Here is a 1,188-nt window from a genome sequence, read left to right on the forward strand (position 1 = left end):
ACCGTTGGCATCCATATTACGGCGGCCGTTTTCGGTATGAAGGCCGCGAGGATCGGGCCAGTGGTGCGATTGTCCGGGTAGAGATCAGGCCGGGCGAGATCATTCAGGTTTCGGAGTGGATGCTGGATAGGGCGTTTTGCGCTGGTATGGCGATGGGCGAACCGCGGATTGCGGTGACTGGCCTCGTGGAGCTTCATAGACTGCTTACCGATCGCGGTTTCAGGCAGACTTCGTCGGATGGTCTCACCCCCATCCAGGAGGCGCCCTGTGAAGGCATTACCACCACCCTCGACGTTACCGATGCTGGCCCGTCAGTTGAGCATGCCGCTCGATATGCCGCAGATTCGGGGCCTGACCGACGCGGAACGCAGCACGGTTGTCGCCAAGTTGGCGACCCTCCTGATGGCGGCGGCCGGCGTCGCGGCGAAGGAGCCGAGCGATGACGGGCAATAATCTCATTCCGGCCACGGTGCTTAATCGCAAAGCTGTCGTCTACGTTCGGCAGTCCACCCCGGGCCAGGTCCAGAACAACCTGGAGAGCCAGCGGCGTCAATATGAACTTGTCGATGTTGCGCGCCGCTGGGGGTTCCGTGATGTCGAAGTGATCGACGATGACCTCGGCCGTACCGCCAGTGGCGCTGCCGACCGCCCTGGTTTCGAACGACTGGTGAGCGGCCTGTGCACAGGTATGGTCGGCGCGGTGCTGTGCCTGGATGCATCGCGCCTTTCCCGTAATGGTCGAGACTGGCATCACCTCCTGGAACTGTGCGGCCTGGTGGAAGCGCGCGTGATCGATCTCGATGGCGTGTATGATCCTTGTCGACCGAATGATCGCTTGTTGTTGGGCATGAAGGGCAGCATCAGCGAGTTTGAGCTCGGCATTTTGCGAACGCGCATGCTCGACGCGGCGCGCGCTAAAGCACGACGGGGGGAACTGCGCCTCAGTGTTCCGATCGGCTATATCTGGCACCGCGATTATGGTCTGGGGCTTGATCCTGACCTTCGGGTGCAGGAGGCTATCCGCCTTATCTTTTCGCGCTTCCGCGAGCTTGGTAGCGCCCGCCAGGTGCTGATTTCGCTCACCACGGACAATTTCCATTTCCCCCGTCCTTCTGACGGGCGCAAAAGAGTGTCCTTCGATTGGGTGCCGCTTCGCTATCGGAGCGTCATTTCGATCCTGAAGAACCC

Annotated in this window: 3 protein-coding genes; 2 read left to right on the forward strand and 1 reads right to left on the reverse strand. The window is 60.9% G+C overall.

What is annotated here, in order from left to right:
• On the reverse strand, nt 1–197 hold a 197-nt coding region (locus HWN72_RS30700; protein ID WP_211152325.1), incomplete at its 3' end, for a hypothetical protein.
• Between the two features lie 103 nt (nt 198–300).
• On the opposite strand from HWN72_RS30700, the gene HWN72_RS30705 reads away from it, so the two are divergent.
• Together HWN72_RS30705 and HWN72_RS30710 are read left to right on the forward strand one after the other, a co-directional pair.
• Entirely contained in the window at nt 301–453 is a 153-nt protein-coding gene (locus tag HWN72_RS30705; RefSeq protein WP_197524514.1) for a hypothetical protein, read from the forward strand.
• Nucleotides 440–1,188: recombinase family protein (locus HWN72_RS30710; RefSeq protein ID WP_211152326.1), on the forward strand; the 749-nt coding region annotated here is incomplete at its 3' end. The genes HWN72_RS30705 and HWN72_RS30710, both read left to right, overlap by 14 nt.

Source organism: Novosphingobium sp. HR1a (genome assembly GCF_015594425.1).
Taxonomy (GTDB): domain Bacteria; phylum Pseudomonadota; class Alphaproteobacteria; order Sphingomonadales; family Sphingomonadaceae; genus Novosphingobium; species Novosphingobium resinovorum_A.